This is a genomic window from Granulicella sp. S190 (genome assembly GCF_009766095.1).
Taxonomy (GTDB): domain Bacteria; phylum Acidobacteriota; class Terriglobia; order Terriglobales; family Acidobacteriaceae; genus Edaphobacter.
Genome location: NZ_LMUD01000016.1, coordinates 354,813 through 373,653, shown reverse-complemented (window position 1 = coordinate 373,653; position 18,841 = coordinate 354,813). Strand labels below are relative to the sequence as shown.

19 protein-coding genes, 1 pseudogene and 1 riboswitch are annotated in these 18,841 nt (G+C 55.4%); of the genes and pseudogenes, 6 read left to right on the top strand and 14 right to left on the bottom strand.

The features are described 5' to 3' along the window. Positions 1 to 83: 83 nt before the first annotated feature. Positions 84 to 278: riboswitch (cobalamin riboswitch) on the bottom strand. 72 nt (positions 279 to 350) lie between these two features. The 3 genes from GSQ94_RS10895 to GSQ94_RS10885 are packed head-to-tail and all read right to left on the bottom strand — an operon-like array spanning position 351 to position 2,876. Continuing rightward, on the bottom strand, positions 351 to 1,016 hold the full coding sequence (locus GSQ94_RS10895; RefSeq protein WP_158943884.1) for a 3-oxoacid CoA-transferase subunit B: 666 nt from the start codon (positions 1,014 to 1,016) through the stop codon (positions 351 to 353). Then, a complete protein-coding gene (locus GSQ94_RS10890) occupies positions 1,013 to 1,717 on the bottom strand; it encodes a CoA transferase subunit A (protein ID WP_158943883.1) in 705 nt (234 codons plus the stop codon). The genes GSQ94_RS10895 and GSQ94_RS10890 overlap by 4 nt, the downstream gene beginning before the upstream one ends. A 55-nt stretch (positions 1,718 to 1,772) precedes the next feature. Continuing rightward, the gene (locus tag GSQ94_RS10885) at positions 1,773 to 2,876 is read right to left on the bottom strand and encodes an aldose epimerase family protein (RefSeq protein ID WP_254063791.1); all 1,104 of its coding nucleotides are present in this window, start codon (positions 2,874 to 2,876) and stop codon (positions 1,773 to 1,775) included. Between the two features lie 165 nt (positions 2,877 to 3,041). Here GSQ94_RS10885 and GSQ94_RS10880 point away from each other — a divergent pair, with 165 nt between their 5' ends. Continuing rightward, entirely contained in the window at positions 3,042 to 4,283 is a 1,242-nt protein-coding gene (locus tag GSQ94_RS10880) for an SGNH/GDSL hydrolase family protein (RefSeq protein WP_158943882.1), read from the top strand. A gap of 52 nt (positions 4,284 to 4,335) precedes the next feature. Here GSQ94_RS10880 and GSQ94_RS10875 read toward each other — a convergent pair whose 3' ends face one another. Further along, positions 4,336 to 4,953: an HAD family phosphatase gene (locus GSQ94_RS10875; protein ID WP_158943881.1), complete on the bottom strand. Its 618-nt coding sequence runs from the start codon at positions 4,951 to 4,953 to the stop codon at positions 4,336 to 4,338. 114 nt (positions 4,954 to 5,067) lie between these two features. Beyond that, on the bottom strand, positions 5,068 to 5,487 hold the full coding sequence (gene ndk, locus GSQ94_RS10870; protein WP_216843067.1) for a nucleoside-diphosphate kinase: 420 nt from the start codon (positions 5,485 to 5,487) through the stop codon (positions 5,068 to 5,070). A gap of 96 nt (positions 5,488 to 5,583) precedes the next feature. Here ndk and GSQ94_RS10865 point away from each other — a divergent pair, with 96 nt between their 5' ends. Further along, on the top strand, positions 5,584 to 5,751 hold the full coding sequence (locus GSQ94_RS10865; RefSeq protein WP_158943880.1) for a hypothetical protein: 168 nt from the start codon (positions 5,584 to 5,586) through the stop codon (positions 5,749 to 5,751). A gap of 71 nt (positions 5,752 to 5,822) precedes the next feature. Continuing rightward, positions 5,823 to 6,710 (top strand): Nif3-like dinuclear metal center hexameric protein, encoded by an 888-nt coding sequence (locus GSQ94_RS10860; RefSeq protein ID WP_158943879.1) that lies wholly within the window; start codon positions 5,823 to 5,825, stop codon positions 6,708 to 6,710. 209 nt (positions 6,711 to 6,919) lie between these two features. Here the strand turns inward: GSQ94_RS10860 and egtB are convergent, their stop codons facing one another. After that, complete coding sequence (gene egtB, locus GSQ94_RS10855; RefSeq protein WP_158943878.1) at positions 6,920 to 8,320, bottom strand: ergothioneine biosynthesis protein EgtB; 1,401 nt, start codon at positions 8,318 to 8,320, stop codon at positions 6,920 to 6,922. A gap of 132 nt (positions 8,321 to 8,452) precedes the next feature. Beyond that, positions 8,453 to 9,133, bottom strand: a complete 681-nt coding sequence (locus GSQ94_RS10850; RefSeq protein WP_158943877.1) for a MarC family protein — start codon at positions 9,131 to 9,133, stop codon at positions 8,453 to 8,455. Between the two features lie 64 nt (positions 9,134 to 9,197). On the opposite strand from GSQ94_RS10850, the gene GSQ94_RS10845 reads away from it, so the two are divergent. Next, complete coding sequence (locus GSQ94_RS10845) at positions 9,198 to 10,139, top strand: branched-chain amino acid transaminase (RefSeq protein ID WP_158943876.1); 942 nt, start codon at positions 9,198 to 9,200, stop codon at positions 10,137 to 10,139. 77 nt (positions 10,140 to 10,216) lie between these two features. Here GSQ94_RS10845 and GSQ94_RS10840 read toward each other — a convergent pair whose 3' ends face one another. The 5 genes from GSQ94_RS10840 to GSQ94_RS10820 form a co-directional block, all read right to left on the bottom strand. Beyond that, complete coding sequence (locus tag GSQ94_RS10840) at positions 10,217 to 11,473, bottom strand: cupin domain-containing protein (protein ID WP_174240919.1); 1,257 nt, start codon at positions 11,471 to 11,473, stop codon at positions 10,217 to 10,219. A 112-nt stretch (positions 11,474 to 11,585) separates the two neighbouring features. Next, positions 11,586 to 13,019: an alginate export family protein gene (locus GSQ94_RS10835; RefSeq protein WP_254063790.1), complete on the bottom strand. Its 1,434-nt coding sequence runs from the start codon at positions 13,017 to 13,019 to the stop codon at positions 11,586 to 11,588. A gap of 277 nt (positions 13,020 to 13,296) precedes the next feature. Then, positions 13,297 to 13,521: a hypothetical protein gene (locus GSQ94_RS10830; protein WP_158943875.1), complete on the bottom strand. Its 225-nt coding sequence runs from the start codon at positions 13,519 to 13,521 to the stop codon at positions 13,297 to 13,299. Next, a complete protein-coding gene (locus GSQ94_RS21825; RefSeq protein WP_371417494.1) occupies positions 13,499 to 14,098 on the bottom strand; it encodes a hypothetical protein in 600 nt (199 codons plus the stop codon). Before GSQ94_RS21825 ends, GSQ94_RS10830 begins: the two co-directional genes overlap by 23 nt. After that, positions 13,993 to 15,435 (bottom strand): sigma-54 dependent transcriptional regulator, encoded by a 1,443-nt coding sequence (locus tag GSQ94_RS10820; protein WP_158943873.1) that lies wholly within the window; start codon positions 15,433 to 15,435, stop codon positions 13,993 to 13,995. Before GSQ94_RS10820 ends, GSQ94_RS21825 begins: the two co-directional genes overlap by 106 nt. A gap of 23 nt (positions 15,436 to 15,458) precedes the next feature. Here GSQ94_RS10820 and GSQ94_RS10815 point away from each other — a divergent pair, with 23 nt between their 5' ends. Together GSQ94_RS10815 and GSQ94_RS10810 are read left to right on the top strand one after the other, a co-directional pair. Beyond that, positions 15,459 to 15,863, top strand: a complete 405-nt coding sequence (locus tag GSQ94_RS10815; protein ID WP_158943872.1) for a hypothetical protein — start codon at positions 15,459 to 15,461, stop codon at positions 15,861 to 15,863. Between the two features lie 71 nt (positions 15,864 to 15,934). Next, positions 15,935 to 17,029: a sigma-54-dependent Fis family transcriptional regulator gene (locus GSQ94_RS10810; RefSeq protein ID WP_158943871.1), complete on the top strand. Its 1,095-nt coding sequence runs from the start codon at positions 15,935 to 15,937 to the stop codon at positions 17,027 to 17,029. Positions 17,030 to 17,132: 103 nt separating this feature from the next. On the opposite strand, the gene GSQ94_RS10805 is transcribed toward GSQ94_RS10810, so the two are convergent. Continuing rightward, a complete protein-coding gene (locus tag GSQ94_RS10805) occupies positions 17,133 to 18,509 on the bottom strand; it encodes a sugar transferase (RefSeq protein ID WP_158943869.1) in 1,377 nt (458 codons plus the stop codon). 18 nt (positions 18,510 to 18,527) lie between these two features. Continuing rightward, positions 18,528 to 18,841: pseudogene (locus tag GSQ94_RS10800) on the bottom strand (hypothetical protein); the annotation flags it as partial.

Here is an 18,841-nt window from a genome sequence, read left to right as displayed (position 1 = left end):
CGAAGCAGTCGGTCGAAGAAAGCGAACCCTAAATGAAATCGTTAAAAAAATAGCGGTCATGCATCTTCCTGTTCTCCGCAGAAGTCTGCCGGTTGCTCTCGGGTAGGTCTCCTGGCTTGGAGGTTGCAGGGTATCCCTGCACGCCGCTTTACCTTCCCCGGCAATCGCCGAGTGGTACGTCAAAGCAGCTTTCCTCACTTACAGTGGCGGAACCGCGCCGGTGTTTCACCGGACTTCCCTGTTATGCCCTGATGGGCACCCGAGACAGATTTCGTTATATCACAATAAAATCGTCGGAATCTCGCCCTCCCAGCCGTCACGCAGGTAGCTCCATGCAGCCAAGTGCTGTCTTACGCGGACACACCGACCGTCATCACACGCAGATCTGGTGAAACCAGCAGCTTTGCCTCAGTCCGCGCCTGCACCTCTGCCGCATCCAGCCCTTCGGCTACCTCGGTCAACATTAATCCGTCAGCGGTCACACGAATCCAGCAAAGCTCCGTCACAATATCATGCACAACGCTGCGCCCAGTCAACGGCAGAGAACACTCTTTCAGAATCCGGGAAGCTCCCTCTTTCGTCTGATGCTCCATAGCGACGATGACTCGACGCGCTCCCGCAACCAGGTCCATCGCGCCCCCCATCCCCTTCACCATCTTCCCAGGAATCGTCCAGTTCGCAAGATTGCCATGCTCATCCACCTGCATCGCCCCGAGGATGCTCATATCCATATGGCCGCCTCGGATCATGGCAAACGACTCCTCGCTTGCAAAAAACGAACACCCCGGAAGCTCCGTCACCGGCTGCTTGCCCGCGTTGATCAGGTCCGGATCGGCACACTCATCTGTCGGCGGCCCACCCACGCCGAGCATTCCATTCTCCGACTGAAACATCACATCAATCCCCGCAGGGACATACCCTGCGATCATCGTCGGAAGCCCAATACCAAGATTCACATAAAATCCGTCGCGAAACTCCCGCGCAATCCTTCGTGCTATCCGCTCTTTGCCTGTCACGCCGCACCTCCGGACTGGATGAACTTCGACTCGATCGGCTTGCGGTACACCGCGCCCACCACGACACGATTCACATAGATCCCGGGCGTAATAATGTGATCCGGATCAAGCTCACCAGGTTCGACTAACTCCTCAACCTCTGCAATCGTAAGCTTCGCCGCGGTCGCCATCGCCGGATTAAAGTTCCGCGCCGTCTTCCGATACACGAGATTCCCCAGCCGGTCTCCCTTCCACGCCTTGATCAAGGCGACGTCTGCATGCAAGGCATGTTCCAGCACATAAGTCCTATCGTCGATCTTGCGCGTTTCCTTACCCTCTGCCACCACCGTCCCCAGCCCCGTCGGCACATAGAACGCTGGAATTCCAGCGCCACCGGCGCGGATTCGCTCCGCCAGCGTTCCCTGCGGAATCAGCGTAAGGTCGAGCTCCTTCTTCAACACCAAAGCCTCCAGCCGCCTGTTCTCCCCCACGTAACTTCCTACGTGCGAAGCGATCATCTCCGCCTCAAGCATCAGACCCATACCAAAGCCGTCGACGCCCATGTTGTTGCTGATCGTATGCAACCCCGTCACGCGAAGCTTTACCAGGGCAGCTATCAGGTTCTCTGGAATACCACAGAGGCCAAAGCCCCCAAGCATCACTGTCGAACCGGAGCGGATATCTGCAACCGCTTCCTCTGCAGTCTTAGCTACTTTGTTCATGGAAGAAGATCCCTGCGCGGCGGAACAGGACACGCCGCGCCGTTTCGTTGCAGATTTACTTTGCGTGCGTTGAGAAGGTAAAGCTTGTAGTGCTATGACGCACCTCGCCTGGCTTCAACTCGGTCGTCGGAAAGGCAGGATGATTCGGCGAATCGGGAAAGTGCTGCGTCTCGAGACACAATCCGGTGTTCTTCGCATTGCTCTGCTGCGCATTGCCATATGCCGCACCATTCAGTGAATTGCCGGTGTAAAACTGGACTCCCGGCTCAGTGGTCGTTACGGTCAGGACGCGGCCGCTCGCAGGATCGTAGACTCGAGCCGCAGTCTTTACTTCACCATTCTTGCCGCGTAGTACCCAGTTGTGGTCATAGCCGCCACCAATCTTCAGCTGTTCATTGTCTTCATTGATCCGCTCGCCAATAACCGTAGACTTACGAAAATCAAACGGTGTGCCCTCTACGGAAGCCAGCTCCCCCGTAGGTATCTGGCCCGCATTCACCGGCGTGTACTGGTCCGCCGGAATCATAATCTGCTCATCGAGAATGGTCTTCTTCGGATCGCCTGAAAGGTTGAAGTACGAGTGATTCGTGAGATTAAGCACCGTGTCTTTATCAGTCGAGGAACTATAGTCGATGCGCAGCGCCCCATGATGCACGGTATATCGAACATGTACCGTCAGCGTTCCTGGATATCCTTGGTCGCCGTCTTTGCTTACCAGTGTCATCTCCACGCCCTCCGCGATAGCGCGCGCCTGCCATACCAGCCGGTCAAAGCCCACCGTGCCGCCATGCAGCGAGTTGGCGCCATTATTGGTCGGAATCTGATACTCATGTCCGTCAAGGGAAAACTTTCCCAACGCAATCCGGTTCCCATACCGCCCCACGATCGCGCCGAAGTAAGTAGACTTGTCCGCAACGTAGCCATCCAGGGCGCTGTAGCCAAGCACTACATCGGCCATCTTGCCATCACGGTCCGGCGTCTTGATCGAGACCACGCGAGCGCCGAAGGTCATGACACTGGCTTCAATTCCTTCGCCCTTCAAGGTGTAAAGATCCACCGCCGCACCATCTGGTGTTGTCCCAAATGGAGTCTTCGTTACAGAGCCGTGTGCTGCCATCGCAGTTGTCATGCTAAGCAGCATAATCTTTAGCCATCTCATCGTCATTCTCCCTGATCATTTTTCTGCCGGACATACCTTTTGCAGCATGCTTTGCTGGAGATGATCCTTCGCTCCAGCAGCCCTCGCCACTATACGTGAACCCTTCCTCCTCCGCGAAACGCGGGGTAAGATAGACCCGTCAAAGCAATCGGAAGAAAGAAGATCATGACCAGGCAAAACCGAACCCTCCTCCTCACCTCGCTTACACTCCTCTGCCTTGGCATACTCCACAAAAATTCAGCCGCCGCAGCAACACCATCCGACCACTGGGTTGGGACATGGGCAGCCTCACCCATGGCAGCCCCAAATCCGGGAGCGAAGTTCGGAGCAGAAGGAACCGCAGGCACAACCCTGCGGGAGATCGTCCACATATCGCTCGGCGGAAGCTCGGTACGTGTCACCCTCACCAACGAGTTCGGCCTTGATGCGCTTACCATCGACGCTGCGCAACTCGCACTGAGCTCAGGCTCCGGCACCATCGCCGCAGGCACAGGAACCCCACTCACCTTCTCAGGACGCCCCTCCGTCATCATTCCGCCCGGTGCTTTGATCGTCAGCGATCCGATCTCCCTCAAGGTCGCCGCCACCTCCGATCTGGCAGTAAGCCTCTTTCTTCCCGATCAGCCAGTCAATCAACTGACTTTTCATTCTTTTGCGAATCAGACCAACTACCTCGTCTCCGGAAATCTCGTCGCAGCCACGTCTTTGGACAACCCGCAAAAGTTCTTCAGCTGGGACTTCCTCAAAGGCGTGGACGTCCTCACCGACAGCAAAGGCGCCTCCATCGTTACCTTTGGCGACAGCATCACCGACGGAGCCCGCGGCACTCAAGACGCCAATGCGCGGTGGCCCGACGTCCTCGCTCGTCGCCTGCAAGCCAACAAAAAGACCGCAAACCTCGGCGTTCTCAACGAAGGCATCGGCGGCAACCGCATCCTCCACGACACCACCGGCCCCTCAGCCTTGGCCCGCTTTGACCGCGATGTGCTCGCTCAGGCTTCCGTGAAATATCTCGTCATCCTCGAGAGCATCAACGACATCGGCCACGCAACCGACCCCGTCAAACCCTACGACGTCGTCACCGCTGCGGACCTCATCGCAGGCCTCAGCCAACTAGCCACCCGCGCCCACACCCACGGCATCAAGGTGATCGGCGCGACCCTTACCCCCTTCGTCGGCGCCAAATATCAATCCGCAGACGGCGAAGCCATGCGCCAGGCCATCAATCAGTGGATCCGAACCACCAACCAACTCGACGGGGTCATCGACTTCGATAAGCTGACGACCGACCCAACCCATCCGGGAATGTTCTTACCCCTGGACGACTCCGGCGACCACCTCCACCCAGGCGACGCGGGCTATAAAGCGATGGGCGAATCCATCGATCTGAATCTCTTTACCAAATAACCGGCCATCGAAGAGGCGAGAGCGAAAGCTCTCGCCCCTTCCATCCCCCTCGTTACTTCACCGCCAGCCGCTCCCACGGTTGAAGGATCTTCACAGACGCCATCCCCGCCGCCGTAGCTGCCTGAATCCCCATCTCCGTATCCTCAAAAACGAGGCACTCTTCCGGCTTCACTCCCAGCCGTTGCGCAGCCACTAGAAACGGCTCAGGATCAGGTTTGCTCCGCACATAATCTCCCGCACACACCAACGTTTCGAACTTACCCAGAAGTCCCAGCACCTCCAGCGAAGCCGTCACCGAATCCCGCGTACTTCCCGAAACCACTGCAAACGGGATGTGTCCATGGCTGAAGTCGATATGCTCCAACACCTCCGGCACCGCCTTCAACTCCGGAAGAATCTCGAAGTAAAGTGCCTCTTTCCGCCTCTCCACCTCGTCTACAGGCATCGACAAGCCCTCCCGCACATTCAGCGTGGAGATAATCTCCGCTACCGGCATGCCTCCCCAAGCATAAAACGTCTGCTCCTCAAACTCACAGTTCCACTCCGCCAAAACCCTCTTCCACGCCACGTAGTGCAGTGGCATCGAGTCCACAATCGTCCCATCGCAATCGAACAGATAAGCCTTGAACGGGCCCTCAGGCAGCTTCAACCCTGGCTCTGCAACTCCCATGACATCTCCTTTTTCGCTGTGCCCCGAACCACTCTTGCAATTCAAAAAAGAGGCGGCCGGCCGACCAGAAACTCCGATCGAACCGGCCGCCCATGTTCCTCACGACCAAACAAACTACTTGAGTTCGTGACCTGCAAAGAAGTATCCGATCTCAAACGCCGCAGTGTCTTCGGCATCCGATCCGTGAATCGCATTCTCCCCAATCGAGGACGCGAACTTCTTGCGGATGGTCCCTTCTTCAGCCTGCGCCGGGTTGGTCGCGCCCATCAGCTTACGCAGATCGGCGATCGCATTATCCTTCTCGAGCACCATCGGGAAGATGGGACCACTCGACATGAACTCCGTGAGCTCGCCAAAGAACGGACGTGCTGCGTGAACGTAGTAGAAACCCTCGGCCTGAGCCTTCGAAATCGAAAGCCGTTTGATCGAGACAATCTTAAAGCCTGCCTTTTCAATCTCGGCGAGGATAGCTGCGGAGTAGCCCTTACGAACCGCGTCCGGCTTGATGATGCTGAATGTGCGCTGTGACAACATATTTCTCCTAGGTGAGTCTCTAATACTTAGTGTAGAACAAGGCCAGCAAATCGCGCCTTTCACCCTGGCCGCTACTTCTTTCTGGAGCACGGACGCATGCGGATCTTCCAAAAGACAGCGTGGATATGGTTTCTCGGTTTCGTCGCGTGGCTGGCCGACGCACTCCTCAGCCTGCGCTCCCACAACCTGCTTCACGCCCGCCTCGCCCTCATGGTCGCCATCGTCTTCTTCACCGCAGGACTCTTTTACCGCCGTCAAACCTGAAAAGTGTGCCCTCGCGGGCAGCTCCCGGCTAAAGTCATAACTGAACTTCAATCTCACTGAGTCAGGCCCCGATGACCGTCAAACAGACCCTGCTGATCATGCTTCTAGTCCTCACAAAGCCTTCATTCGCCCAGACGCTTCGTGCAGGCGAGACCATCACTCGCATTCAGCATCGCTACGCTGCACAACCCCCTGCTAACACCGTCGATACGATTAAAGTCGGCGATCCAAATACTCCTGTAACCGGCATCGTTACAACTTTTTTGGACACGATGGATGTTTTGCGGGAGGCAGTCCGACGTGGCGACAACCTCATCATCACCCACGAACCCACCTTCTATAACCACCTGGACGAGACAAAATTCTTTACCGACGATCCCGTCTACAAAGAAAAGCTGGCGTTCATCGTGCAGAATCACCTCGTAGTCTTTCGACTGCACGATGAGATTCATGCTGACAAAACCGATCACATTCTGGCCGGCATCTATGAAGCACTCGGCTGGCAGTCGTATCCACATCCGGATCGCCCCCGCGGCCAATACTTCGTTACCATCCCCCGGACGACCCTCGCCGACCTCATCAAAACCCTGCAGACAAAATTTCAGATCCAGACACTCAGAGTCGAGGGTGATCCAAATCTTTCCATCACTCACGTCGCGTTTCTTCCGGGATCTTCTGGCCTGGAAAAACAGGTCTTCGCCCTGCGGCAGCCGGACGTCGAAGTCCTGGTCGCAGGCGAGGCCAGCGAATGGGAGACAGTCGAGTACGTTCGCGATGCAGTCGCTCAGGGCAGGCATAAAGCGCTCATACTGCTCGGTCATGAGGTCTCCGAAGAACCAGGAATGGAGCAATGCGCCAAGGAGTTGCGAGAACTGTTTCCCGGTATGCGGGTCGACCACATCAAAGCTGGTCAGCCACTCTGGAACCCTAAACATGGCCCAGCCGCAAAGAAGCCCTGAGCCGTCAAACCTCTACTCCAGAAAATCTCATGATGATCTCTGGTCGGTATCATCGCGGCGATCTTAGGAGGCCTCATGGATCGTTGAATGTTTCTCAGCACCTTCCTTGTCGCAGGTAGGGACGCGATGCTTTCGGGCTCCACCAGCGGGAAAGCCTCCGCCAAAGTAGCTTGACGGAGGGCCTCAGCGAATAACCCTGTAGGAAGTAACTACTTCAGCGCATCTTGAGCGAGACGGAGCCCTGAGAACTGCCAGCGAGTCGAGGGCGAGAAGAAGTTACGATACGTCGCACGGATGTGAGTCGCCGGCGTAACGCAGGAGCCTCCCCGAAGTATGACCTGCGAAGACATGAACTTGCCGTTATACTCGCCGAGCGCGCCCGGCAAAGGCTTGTAGCCGGGGTAACCCGTATAGCCACTCGCAGTCCACTCCCATACGTCACCAAACATCTGCTGAAGACCGCTGAGCGCAGGGGCTGGCGTAGGGTGAAGATTGCCGGTCTCAAGAAGGTTCGCCTGAACCTCCGGGACAGTAGCGAGTTCCTCCGACCCTTGATTCGGATACGTCAAAAGCGCAGGCTGCGAATCGACCTCTTTTTTGAGCAGACCAAGCTGACTGGCAGCGTGCTCCCACTCAAACTCCGTGGGCAGACGATATCCCGCCCAGCGCGCATAGGCATCGGCCTCGAAGAAGCTGAGGTGGCACACCGGGGTCTCGCTCAGATCGTCCAGCGAACGAAAGCCATTCATCGTGTAGATTGACCAACCCGAATTCGTAGCTTCATCACGGCGCCAGTAAAGAGGAGCCTGCCAGCCCTCCGAGCGATTCGTAGTCCACCCCTCAGAGAGCCACAGCTCCGGACGGTTGTAAGCATTCTGGTCGATAAAGGCGAGATATTCGGCACACGTAACCAGGCGATTCGCAAGTCGGTAGGGTGCAAGATAAACCGGATGCCGCGGCGTCTCGTTATCGAACGCAAACGCGGAGACTGATTGAAGCGGGTCCGTCTTGTCCAGCTGGAAGCCAACTTCGCTGAGACCACCTGCATAGTCGATCCAGTCTAAAGGCGGCGCAATGGTGTCGAACTTCTGCCGCGCCGAAGACTCAAGATACGGCGGATGCAGCGGATTCGTGAAAAGCGCATGCTTCACATCGGTCGCGATAAGCTCCTGGTGCTGCTGCTCATGCTCAAGACCAAGCGCAATGCGCCGCGCCGCTTCATCCTCAAGCGGATGCTGCATCAATGCCACCATGGCATCGTCAACATGCGTTCGGTAAGCCAGGATCGCGTCAAGGGGAGGTCTAGAGAAAGACGCGCGCAGCTTCTTCTCCGGCATATCCCCAAGAGAGTTGTAATAACTATTGAACAGCCAGTGAAAGTCGGGATGGAAGCTCTGATAGCCTGCGGCAAACTCTCGCAGAACAAAGGTCTCAAAGAACCAGCTCGTATGAGCCAGATGCCACTTCACGGGACTGGTCTCGGAAGAGGATTGAACCATCATGTCTTCAGGAGATAAGGGACTGCAAAGGCTACGGCTCGCCTGGCGGACCGTCTTGTAACGGACCAGCAGCGAAGCGGCGACGGCGGTGGCTTCTGCGGTGGAGGGCATAATCTTCTCGCTTGGTGAAGAGATGGCGAACAGAAATGTGATGCTTCGTTTGACATCAAAGTTGCTGAAAAGTTACCAGCCTGAGATCAGCTCAGGCACAAATACCCATATAGAAACAGCATCAAAATCCGTTCAGAGCTTGTTGATGACACCCAGATCGATCATGCCGTTTATGAAATATTGCACTGCAAGCGCTACCAGAAGAAGCCCCATAATGCGAACCAGAATGCGAACGCCGGTATCCCCCAGAGCGCGGGCTACTCGGTCCGAATTGCCGAGAACCAGGTAGCAAATCGCTGCCGTAATAAAGATCGCCAGCAAAATAATCGCGACCTTCTGCCAGCTCGACTGTGCCTGTCCCACCAGCACCATAACACTGGTAATGGAACCCGGACCCGCCAGCATGGGAATGCCAAGAGGAACAATCCCGGCATCCTCTTTCTGCGCTGCCTCCGTAGTCTCCTCAGTAGACTCCTGGGTCGGAGAGCGTTTGGCCTCAAGCATATCCAGCCCGATCAAAAGAAGAATGACGCCGCCCGCAATCTCGAAGGCCGGAAGGGTAATGCCGAACATCCTGAAGATGTACTGTCCCGCAATGGCGAACCCGCTCAGCACCACCATCGCCGTAACCGAGGCCTTCCACGCCATCTTTCGCCGACGCTGCTCATCCGCTCCCGCTGTCACCGCAAGAAAGGTGGGCAGCGCAGCGAACGGATCGACGAGGAAGAAGATGGAGCTGAGCGCCAGCACAGAGAACTGCACGTACGCCGAGTGCTCCAGCCCCGCGAGACTAACGACATGGGGATTGAACATCACTCTCTATTCTCCCATGCCGGGCAGCCGTTATAATGGTGCCTCAGCCTTCAGGAGCGTACGAATGCCCATACAAACCACCACAAACATCTGGCACAACGGCAGCCTCATCCCCTGGGACAAAGCCCAGATCCACGTCATGTCGCACGTCGTCCACTACGGCTCCTCCGTCTTCGAGGGCATCCGCTGCTACGCCCAGCCCAACGCAGCCGGCATCTTCCGCCTTCCAGAGCACATGGCGCGTCTGGTCGACTCCGCCAAAATCTACCGCATGCCGCTCCCCTACACCGTCGAGCAGCTCTCAACCGCGGTCATCGACGTCGTCGAAGCCAACGGCGTCGCCCCCTGCTACATTCGCCCAATCGCCTTTCGCGGCTATGGCGAACTCGGCGTCAATCCCCTCAAGTCGCCTGTCGAGGTCTACGTCGCAAACTACCCCTGGGGCAAGTACGTCCCCGGAACCTCTGGTGCAGACGTCTGCGTCTCAAGCTGGGCCCGCCTTGCTCCGAACACGATGCCCACGCTCGCCAAAGCCGGCGCCAACTACATGAACTCGCAGCTCATCCGCATGGAGGCCGAGATCAACGGCTACTCCGAGGGTATCGGCCTCGACACCAACGGCTATCTCTCCGAAGGTTCGGGCGAGAACCTCTTCCTCGTCCGCGGCGGAGTCCTCTACACCACGCCGCTCGCGAACTCCGTGCTCAACGGCATCACCCGCAGCTCCATCCTCACCTTGGCGAAGCAGCTCGGCATTGAAGTTGTCGAGCAGGCGCTTCCCCGCGAGATGCTCTACATCTGCGATGAAGCCTTCTTCACCGGTACCGCCGCAGAGGTCACCCACCTCCGCTCGGTCGATCGCATCATGGTCGGAGACGGCACCATGGGCCCGATCACCAAGGCACTGCACGATGAGTTCTTCGGCATCGTCAACGGCACCCTCCCCGATCGTCACAACTGGCTCACACCGGTCAACGTGAAAGTCGCAGAGCCTGTCGGCGTATAAGGAACTAAAAAAGTTACCAATAAGAAAAGAGGCAGCCGCGATGGCTGCCTCTTTTCTTTAGACCGAGAACAACTCCATTACTCCGGAGTGATAACCATCTCTTTCTTCTGAATCTTCGACAGAAAGTCTTCCCCTACCTGAATATGCTCATCGACAAGTCGCAGCGGCGTGTGAGCAAGCCACTCAGCCAACGAAATATCCTCGTAGAACGGCGTCGGAAACACCTCGACAAATACCAGGTCTTCGTCGCCGGTGTTCTCAATGTAGTGCGGCATCGAAATATCGATGTAGCCCACATCTCCGCCTTGAAAATCCATCGTGCGAGCAAGTCCGCCGGCAGCAAACACCGTCATGCGGCCCTTCCCTTTCACGTAGTACTGCCATTCGTCCGCATTCGGATGCCAGTGCAGTTCGCGAAGGCCGCCAGGCTTCAGTGTGACAATCGCAGACGCAATATCGGTCGCGGGAAAGTTCTTACGGTCGATGATCTTTACCTCACCGCCCTTGGAGACTTTGGTTGGCTGCATCTTGCTTGGTTCGAAGTCGAACGGATGCGGCACCGGCCCATTCACGGCCTCTACCTGCTTTTTCTCTTCTGCCAGCGGACGCGGCAACTCACGCGGAAAGATGAACAACTCCTTCTTTGGCACCTGGTCGAAGGTCGACTCCGGCACGTCGAAATTTTTTGCCAAAACCTCCTTCGGCGTATGGTGCATCCACTCCGTCAAAAGAAAGGTTCCGAACTCGTTGAAGTTTCCGTCTTTGAACACGAGGAGAAACTTGCACCCATCTGGCCCAAGCCCCTGGATCGAGTGAGGAATGCCTCCTGGAAACAGCCACAGGTCGCCCTCCTTGACGTCGTTCACATAGCCTCGCCCTTGCTGATCGACCGCCGTAATGCGGGCAGAGCCATACAACATCAACGCCCACTCGGAGGCCACATGCCAGTGCAGTTCGCGTATGCCGCCAGAGATCAAACGCATCTCCACGCCAGCCATCGTCTTCGAAATCGGCAGATCGCGAACCGTCACCTGTCGCGTCCACCCACCAGCTTCAATCCGTTTATGCGCTAGGGAGAAGGAGTATTTGAAGGGCTGTTGTCCACCGGCATCCGTCGTCGGCGGCCATGCTGAATCGGGGTTCTGTTCATCGAGCACAGTATTCGGCGGAGGACCGGGCTGGCTCTCATTGATGCCAGTATGCGTGTCGGTCGGATAGATCTTGCTCTGCTGCCCTTGGGCGACCTGCATCCCCGCTGCAGCCACAAACATCGCCGAACTGGCCTCAAGAAATCTGCGCCGGCTCACCTTGGATTGATCTTTTTCCTCTTGCATTTTACACTTCCTCTCTGCTGCTAGTTCATCTTAGCGACTTGGAACGAGTCGCGGTCGAAGCTCCAAAAGTTTACGAAAACATTAGATCTTCCAACTCTTTTTGTCGCCCCCGCTAAGGCGTAGTGCTCTTGTGATCGACCTTGAATCGGTAGGTAAGTCCAAAGTACGCAAGAGTCAGCGGCGCTCCATGGGAGTTCTCACGCAAGAGCGTCCCAGAAGACAGATGCCCGACGCCAACATTCACAACCAGGTTATCGTGAATGACATACTTGCCCGAGGCGTCGAACTCGTGACCGAGATCCCCACTGCGAAATCCAGCCGTCGGCGCCTTGATCGTTGTGCCTGCGCTTCCACTGTATACATTGTCGAATCTCGTAGCTACCTGCAGCGACTCCTCCTGGAATAGCAGCGACAGATGCTTCACCGGAGTCAGATCAAGATTGAGCCGCTCCTGCTTGATATTCTGAAATCCAAACAGGTCGGTCAAGCCGAAGGCGTTGTGGTTGCTTGGGTATTGCTGGTCGAAGGTGCCCATGCGAAACGGATTTGTATGCGGATTGCCAGAGGCGTAGTCATACTCCGCCCGCAGACGAGGCTTCCATGGAATGTGCGTCGTACTATAGCCAGCTTTCACATAGGCTGCCCCCGCATCGATTGACTCGTTCGAATAGCTACCCCTCTGCAGCGCACCAAGAGCGTCGAAGTCGAATCCCCCGAAGTCGCCGGCAACCTCGACACCTGGTGTCACCGTCGTCTGGGACCCGAAAACTCCCTGCGCTCCCTGCACACGCGGAAAAGCCTTGACGTAAACGAACGGCTGGATCACCGCGTGGGGCACCCACGTCCCAATCGTCCCGACCGCTCCGTGGAAGGTCAGCCCAGCGCCATGCTTATCAAGCGAAGAGGCATGAACCGCGACTACCGAGGTGCTGAAGATATCGATACGGTTCTTATCTCCATATCGCCCAAGAAACCCATCCCAGGTGCGGCTGTTGTTGGTCCAGTCGCTGATACCTACCAGCCGCTCGCCACCGTACTTCAACTCCTGCCGCCCGGCGAAGATCTTTGCCTGCTTTAGGTGGAATTCAAGATACGCCAGCCGGTCATCGAAGACATCCCTCTGATTAGCTGCAACGTACTTCAACGGCAGTCCGAGAGCATGAGTGTCTATGAACTGGATATATCCGGTGAGCCACTTGGTAGGCCGTATCTCCAATCCGCCGTAAACGCGAGTTAGAAGATAGGACTGCCCGTTGCCTGAGATGTAATTATCCGAGGACTGATTCTCAAATCGTCCACGAAGCTGAAAATCGATCGTGGCCCACTTCGGCACGGCGCTCAACTTCAATGGTTGTACCTTGCCCTGAAGCTGTGGGTACTCGATGTAGTGTGTCGCCGTCTCCTGCGCCTGGGCTTGCCATCCAATCGATGCCCCCGCCATAAGCAACACATAGGTCAACATCTTTGCCTTGCCGCCAACCATTACATTGCAAACGAACGACCGAACCCGTTGACTACTGTCCCCACATGCAAATTTCAAGTTCATATTCTCCTGGCTTCGGGTGCACATCTTAGATATCAACAATTTGCTATGCCACGAAAAGATACGCGATAGGATAAACATCGGTCAAACATGGTTATGCTACACACCCTTGACGATACAAACCTCAACCTGAAGATTGATGTGAGTACCGAATTGGGATCGCCAAGCACCCCAACTCACATCCAGGCCACCAACTAGCAAGATGATGTTCTCAGTCTCCTTCAGATTGCGTGGCAGCTCTTCCGGATCTCGTTCAATTTTTCAATAGAGTGCTTTTAGCTCAAAAATAAATCTCAAATTTGTGGCGTACTTTTGCTCCTTGAATTAGCGACGGTCGAACGACCACGCCAGCCACGCATTCCACCACGAACTCACCACCAAAAAACCACGCCAAAAGAGACCTCTTTTCTAAAAAGGGGTCAAAAAACAAGGCAAAACTGGCACCCTCACCAGTTCCACCACGCAATATTTTTATTGAAAGATCAAACGGAGGTTTTGGGTACATTCCTCATGCCAAGGACATGGAAGTCCTTAAGGCCGCCTTTGAGAACGTAAACCAGCGCATTGTTTCCATTCGGGTCGGTCGGCCTCAGGAAGAAGCCCGACTCGAGCACAAAGTCCCTCGTATTACTGATAATTCCTTCGATCATCTCTCCATCATAGAAATACACACGCACCCACAAACCCTGCACGATTGGCGCATGCTCATGAAAATGAAGAGCCCTGTGGCGGAGATCGCCATCGAAGGTCTTGACGAAAAAAACGGCTTTCGCGTCTTTAGTCGGAACATCCTCAACAGCGTCTGAGTCCAACAGCTTCAAACGTATGGAATCCAGCGGGTAGACGGGGTCATTACGCAGCAACTGTTCAATAGAGCCCAGTTCCCGGGCCTCAGCAAGCCCGCGGACTGCATGATGCTCATAACGGACGACAACTCGATATGCCTCAGGCTGCTCTTTTTCGGCAGCTTTTGACCTTACGATGCGTGGTTGTTCCGCGGCGACAGGTCGTACTGCTTGATCTTGTACAGAAGCGCCTTGTAGCTGATTTGTAGATCGTTTGCCGCGGCCTTCCGATTCCATCCAGTTCCCTCCAGTACCTGTGCAATTGCCGTCGACTCCGCATCTCCCTTGAGATTGCGGACCATCGCCTTGAGCCCGGCTCCATTCGGAGCCTCCTGGGCTACCGTTATTGCTGCCCCCCCCTGATAAACCGTGGAAGGAGATAGCTCATCGACGATAGACTTCTCTTCGCCAAGCACTAGATAGCGGTTGATTACATTCTCCAGCTCACGCAAATTCCCCGGCCAGGAGTGTTCAGCCAGTGCGTTCAGTAGGTTTTGCGAAAAGGGCAGCGCCTCACGGCCATATCTCTTGGCACCCTTCCGCATAAAGTACTCGGACAATACAGGAATCTCCTCGCGACGCTCCCGTAACGGGGGGATGCTGAGGGTAAAACCGTTAAGCCGGTAATACAAATCCTCACGGAAGGTCTTGTTGGCCATCGCCTCTTTCATATTGATGTTAGTGGCGGCAATGACGCGTACATCCACCTTCATCGGAGACCTGCTTCCAAGGCGTGAGAACGTCCCATCCTGCAATACCTGCAACAGCTTGGCCTGAAGAATGGCAGGCATCTCGCCGATCTCATCGAGGAAGATCGTCCCGCCAGTGCACACCTCGAACTTTCCGGGCTTGGTCTTCACTGCCCCGGTAAACGCGCCCTGCTCATATCCGAACAGTTCACTTTCCAGCAGGTCGGCTGGAACCGCAGCACAATTGACCTTTAGAAAGATGTTCTGGCTACGAGCCGACATCTTATGGGTGTAAAGAGCCAGAATCTCTTTCCCTGTGCCGCTCTCGCCAAGAATCAGCAGAGGGATATCCGCACGAGCTACCAGGGCAGCCTGGGCCTCCAAGTCGCGCATCCTTTTGCTTGACCGCACGAAGGAGTGTGTCTCGTTCAGTGGAATCTCCTTCAATGCGTCGGCAACTGGAACCTTCTTCTCCGCAGACGCGAGGTGCTCCTCGATGGCCTGTTCTACGTCACTTCCGGTAAACGGCTTCATAACGATGGCTCGAACGCCAAGCCGAATCACCATCTCAAGATCACGCAGTTCAGCCGAGCAGGATAGGACGATCACTGCAAGATTGGGCTTTGAGCACCGAATGTGGGTCAGCAGTGGCAGCGGATCGCGATTGGTATGAAGCGCCAGTAGGAGAAGGTCCGGCTGTTCTGCCTTCTCCAGTCGGTCCAGTAGGGTCTGCTCATCCGAAAACAGGCTAAGCGAATACTGAGAGCCCAGCGTCGACCTTAGATAGTCGAGAACAGCAAGATCCGGCTCCAGAATAAGGATTTGAGCACGGGAGCGAGCATTCGACTTCAAGGCAGAGACGGGATACGAAAGCGCAGCTGACATACAAAGTACCTCAAAGTACGAGTTTGAGCCCTTCTGCCCAACCCCGCGGTGATCCTGAACCGGTTACTCCCGAATCAGGCTGTACTCCATCCAAACAATTGCTGTATGGACGTCAACCCAATCCATCCATGACAAGCAATTTCAGTTCTCTTTTCCAAACGTTTGCACAAAATGTTACGAACTTTGCTGACAAAAGAGATAAAGGTTTACCACTCTTCTACCAAGTAGGCCTAGCTTACATTGTCCGAACACTGGTGAAACGAAAAAAAAGTAAACTTTTTTTTGCAGGTTACTTTGGTGAAACAAAGCGTGGTGACCTCAAAATCCAAGGTAAAACCATCATTTCAGTCCAATTTGAGCTGCATGTCGTATATCAGTCTTTGCTATGGCCCTCTCCAAATTGCCAGCATTTTTTCCCTTTTGCCTAAAGATGGCGCTTGACGTGCAGTGTGAACAGTATTGCAAGTTTGCGGTTTCCGCCCAACGCCGATAGGAAAAAATGACCTTGGATCATCACGCCGAATCCGCCGCCTCTCTGAATCTGCCGCCTCTTGAGATCTTTTTTGGCAAGACAGCCATCATGCAGGCTGTGCGAAACAAACTGGAAAGAGTGGCCGAAACCGACGTCCCGGTTCTAATCCAGGGCGAAAGTGGAACTGGCAAAGAGATCTGTGTCCGACTGCTGCACGCTTTTTCCCTGCGGGCCAAAGGCTCCCTGGTCAAGGTAAGCTGTCCGGCCATTCCTCACTCCCTCCTCGAAACGGAGCTTTTTGGTTATGAAAAAGGCGCCTTTACCGGAGCCATGTCCACCAAGCTTGGGCGCGTAGAACAATCGCACCACGGCACCCTGTTTCTGGATGAGGTTGGAAGTCTCGACCTCGGAGTCCAATCCAAGCTCCTTCAGGTACTGCAGGATGGAACTTTCGTTCGGGTAGGCGGTCATGAACCCAGGAGCATCGTTACCAGGCTCGTATCGGCTTCCAACACAGATCTTCGCAATCAGGTTGAGGACGGAACCTTCAGGTTGGACTTCCTCTTCCGCATCAATGCCGTCACGATCAACCTGCCACCACTTCGTCAACGCATCGCCGACCTGCCCATCCTGATCGATTACTTCATCGATCACTACGCAAAGATCTTCCATAACACACCGGAGTTACTCTCCAAGAGCGCTGTCCGCCTGATGCAGAACTACCATTGGCCGGGAAACATTCGTCAGTTGGAGAATCTCATCCGCAGCTATGTGCTGATTGGAAGCGAGGAAGCTCTCGTTGCGGAGCTTATGCCGGAAACTCCTCGTGGCGGAATCACAACCGACATCGATCTCAGCGAACCAGTTTCCTTGAAAAACATCACCAAGAAGGCCACTCAGGATCTCGAGCGGCAGATCATACTCAAGGTGCTTCAGGAGAACAGTTGGAATCGCCAGAAGACGGCAAAGTGGCTTCAGATTAGCTACAGATCGCTCCTCTATAAGCTAAGCGAGGTCGGCATGCCTGAGGTGCCACCCCGGCCTCTGCGCATGCCCCACTTGGTCAAGAAGGAAGAGCGAACCCTGAAGCCGGCTCTTTCCTCGCGCACGCGAATCTACTGAATTTTTGTAGGTATCAGGCTCGATGAATCGTGGAAGCACACGAAGCTGTTCTCCTACGATGCGGTCGCTTATAGTCTCGTAGATAAAAGTCAACAACGGGAACTTACTGCGCACCCTGCCGCCGAATGATCGTCTTGACCGTCTCGAACATGATCAGCAGATCGAGTCCAAGCGTCATGTGCTTGATGTAGTAGAGATCGAACTCCAGCTTCTCGCGGCTCTCGGCCAACGTCGCTCCGTAACCGTATCGCACCTGCGCCCAGCCCGTAAGACCGGGACGAATCATGTGGCGAAGGTTGAAGTACGGTATCTGTTCTGTAAGCCACGGCACAAACTCGGGCCGCTCAGGACGAGGTCCTACAAACCCCATATCGCCACGCAGCACGTTCCAGAGCTGAGGCACCTCGTCCAGACGCGTCTTGCGCATGAACATGCCCACGCGGGTCACGCGAGGATCATTCTTGGTCGCCCACTTTGCTCCCGAGACCTCTGCGTCAGTCCGCATCGTGCGAAATTTGTAGACTGTAAAATTTTTCCCCGCAAGACCTACCCGCGTCTGCCGAAAGAAGATCGGCCCCGGCGACGACAGGCGAACCAGCAGCACCACGATCGGGAAAAACGGCAGGAACAAAAGCAAACCAACCGCGGCGGTCAATGTCGATACGATCCGTCGCGCGATCTGTTGGGATGGCTTTACTCGAAATCCTTCGCTGTAGATAAAACTGCTGGGGTGAAGCCCGTCCAGATGAAGCTTGCCTGTAAGTCGCTCCAGCAAAGCTCCGGCATCTTCAATGACCACTCCGTTAAACCGCAGTTTGAGCAACTCGCGAACCGGAAACTCACCTCGACGGTCTTCGATCGCAACGATCACGCGATCGACGGGCGGCTTTACCCCGGAGAATCTCTCCAAAGCAGCGTGAATGGCCTCTTTACGCTGATCTCTATCAGCCACCACGCCATCCCACCCCTGGACCTCCATCCCAGCATCCTTGCGCGTCTCAAGCAGATTTACGATCGTCTGCGCACGCTCCCCCGCACCCAAGACATAGACGCGCTCCCGGAACATCTCCCTTCCGATGATCCATTCATAAGCACTTCGCCACGCCACCAAGGCAAGGGTGAGAAAGATGAGACCAAGCAACAAAACATAGTGAGCTATATCTGCAGCGGGAAAGAGGTAGATGATAGCCGAGAGCAGAAACGATAAAAACCCGAGAACCAGTAGAAGCCGAAAATAGATCTCCCAGCCTGCGGAGATACGTTGCGGTTCGTACAAATCGAAGTAATAGGAGCAGAGAAGAGTCAGAATCGTCAGGGCGGCGATCTTCAGAGCCCCGTTCTCATAGTTCAGAACAAGATAGGTGTCCGGCCCCAGCAGCAGCACCGTCGCCAGCAGGAAGCTACCACTTACAATCAGCGCTTCACACAGCAGAAGAACGATGGTACGCGTAGGGTAGTACACGTTAAAAAGCCGGATCATCTGATCAATCGCTCCCTCTTACGGTTTGGCGGCGTCGTATCCATAGTAGCTGCCGACCTGGGGTGTCTCCTGCACTGCATTTAATACAAACCCAAGAATATTTGAGGCTTTCAGCTCACTCTGCGCGCGCTGTGCCACCGGGAATTTAGTCACTCCACCCCGCGCCACCAGGAGAACGCCGTCGCAGGAACGTGCCAGATTGACGGCATCGGAGACGGGAAGCACAGGAGACGAGTCAACGATGATCCAGTCGAAGTGCGGTGATGCCAGTCGAATGAGCTCCCCGAACCGCGAACTTCCAGAAAGATCGGCCGCCTTATCCCCGCCATTGC